At 46.1% G+C, this 2,767-nt stretch carries 2 protein-coding genes; both read left to right on the top strand.

Annotation, left to right across the window (positions count from 1 at the left end):
• The first annotated feature begins 778 nt into the window (after positions 1-778).
• Positions 779-2,512 (top strand): group II intron reverse transcriptase/maturase, encoded by a 1,734-nt coding sequence (gene ltrA / locus AM228_RS28635; protein WP_054470443.1) that lies wholly within the window; start codon positions 779-781, stop codon positions 2,510-2,512.
• A 110-nt stretch (positions 2,513-2,622) separates the two neighbouring features.
• The coding region (locus tag AM228_RS37110; protein ID WP_369817813.1) for a calcium-binding protein at positions 2,623-2,767 on the top strand (145 nt) is incomplete at its 3' end.

Below are 2,767 nucleotides of genomic sequence, written 5' to 3'. Positions count from 1 at the left end.
GTGGCAATGATGTGATCCGTGGTTTGCCCGGACGAGATGCCCTATTTGGTAATGATGGAGATGATGGTGCGACTCGTTCACGCGAAAAGTGGATGGTAATACCTGAAACGTGCGCGTGGTAATGGTTTCGTCAGACGCCGTGTACTAACAGGCTCCGCCTGCACTCGTGTCACGAACCATTGTAACTGTGGATTTGTTGTCTTAAATGGAGGACAAATACCCGGATTTTCTGGCAAAAGAAGAATCTTAACAAAGATTTAACAATTGCCAGGGGTAATTAGGCATCAGCCCCACCCGGAGACTCACCATCAAAGGTGTGAAGCGGGCTGAAAAGGAGGTAACGCTTAACCAGTAAGGGAATCCCTTCGAGCCAATTAGTCAAGGTCAGCCGTAAGGCAAATGTCCGACTTGAACCCTCTCAACCATTATGTAGCGAAATCTGGTTGATACGCTGCGACCAAAAGGTCACGGGGAAAGGTGGTGAAATCGTCATTTCAACCACAAAGATACGGAGCTTTTCTTCTCTCGTATTAACGAAATCCCAAAAGTACCCAGGGGGATAGGGCAGCATCCTAAAACTAATAATCCCTAATCCACGGAACGAAGTAAAACCCATGTCGGCTCTTAGGAGAGGTCGATTCTCCTAAGTAGTGATAAGTGTAAGCGCAAGCCACATGGGTGAGAGATACAGTGCAGAAGCCAAAGACCAGCCTAACAACTGGTATATGCAGACAGCCTGTGCCTAAGTTGAAATGTAGAGTTTCAAGTAGAAGCATATATGTCCAAAACACGACAAATGTTGATGGTGGAATGGAACGAAATCCCCTGGAAATCAGTACAGCGGAAAGTGTTCAAGCTCCAAAAGAGAATCTACAGAGCGGCTAGTAGGGGCGATGATGTCTTAGCAAAAGGGCTTCAGAAACTACTGTTAAAGTCACATTACGCCAAGTTACTCGCTGTAAGGCAGGTAACCCAACTCAACAGAGGAAAGAAGACAGCCGGGGTAGACGGGAAAAAATCATTAACACCCGTACAAAGGCTCAGTCTGGCCTCAAAACTGAGATTGTCTCACAAGGCAAAAGCAGTTCGGAGAGTATGGATACCAAAACCCGGACGGGACGAAAAACGCCCGTTAGGAATCCCTACAGTAGAGGACAGGGCGCGTCAGGCATTGGTAAAAATGGTACTAGAACCATATTGGGAATCCAAATTTGAAGAAACCTCGTATGGGTTTAGGCCAGGTAGGTCAACACACGACGCCGTAGCCAGAATATATCTTGTTATAAACAAGAAACCTAATTACGTTCTGGATGCGGATATATCCAAGTGTTTTGACAAAATCGACCACACATACCTACTGAAAAAGCTCCAATGTCCATCAAATATCCGGCGTCAAGTAAGAGCTTGGCTAAAAGCCGGAATTATGGACAAAGGAGCCTTTGAAAAGCCAGTAACAGGCACACCTCAAGGTGGGGTGATTTCGCCACTACTTGCCAATATAGCACTAGATGGGATGATTCGCGAAGTAGAGTCTAAATTCCCTAAGAAAGGAAATTACCCACCAGCCAGAATCATTCGCTACGCCGACGATTTTGTGGTTCTACACCCGGAGTTGAAGGTCATCTTAGGAGCTAAAGCTGTAATCGAAGCTTGGTTACAACCAGTTGGGCTGGAATTGAAGCCGGAGAAAACCAGGATATGTCACACTCTCAATCAGATGGTTGCAGAAAATGGATTGACTGTACACCCCGGATTCGATTTCTTGGGATTCAACATCCGACAGTACCCAATTGGGAAACACAAGTCAGGAAAAACAGGTGGCCTCAAATCGGAACTACTTGGATTCAAAACCCTGATTAAGCCGAGTAAGAAAGCAATCAAAGCTCACCATGTAGCCTTAAAAGAAGTTATTAAGACCCACAAAACAGCCCCGCAAGCGGGACTCATTGGTAGATTAAATCCAATGATTAAAGGGTGGGCAAACTACTACTCAGGTGTAGCATCCAAGGAAACGTTCTCATCAGAAGACATGGTTCTTTGGCAAATGCTCAGAGCATGGTCAGTGAGTAGACGTGGAAGAAAACAAAAAGCCCAAGCAATACGCAAGTATTATCGCGAGGGCCGACATGGTGCATGGACGTTCGCCACAGCAGACGGACTAACGCTATGGAAACACACGGACGTCGAAATTAAACGACATACCTTAATCAAGCCTGATAAATCCCCATATGACGGCGACTGGGTTTACTGGAGTACCAGGCGAGGACAAGACATCGAAGCCCCCACAAGAGTGGCAAAACTGTTGAAAAAGCAGAAGGGTAAATGTCCATATTGCGGGCAATACTTCACAAGCAGTGACCTGCTCGAAGTAGACCACATCATTCCTAGAAGCCAAGGCGGAAAGGATGAATACAAAAACCTGCAATTGCTTCACGCTCATTGTCATGACTTAAAGTCAAGATATGACGGAAACACCCAAGGGCATCAGGAAGAAGAACTGCTACTCTGGTAGTCGTACCCATGTAAGGGGTCAACATAGGTAGGAGCCTAGTGCCGTGAAAGTGGCACGCTGGGTTCTGAATGGGAGGTGGGGGAAGTGATTCCCCCATCGACCCCTAATAAATTTATGGCAACCAAGGGGCAGATTTGTTGCTGGGTAATCAAGGTAAAGACATTATCTATGGTGGTCAAGGCAATGATTTAGCAATGGGTGGTCAAAATGATGACTTAATCTATGGCGATTTAGGTAGCGATACCTTGATTGGTG

It is taken from the genome of Planktothricoides sp. SR001 (genome assembly GCF_001276715.1).
GTDB lineage: Bacteria > Cyanobacteriota > Cyanobacteriia > Cyanobacteriales > Laspinemataceae > Planktothricoides > Planktothricoides raciborskii.
Note: the sequence above shows the minus strand (reverse complement) of the source record. Positions and strands in the feature narration are given on the sequence as shown.

Coding starts and splice junctions, on each gene's coding strand:
- ltrA (WP_054470443.1), top strand. CDS start 779: ATGTCCAAAACACGACAAATGTTGATGGTGGAATGGAACGAAATCCCC.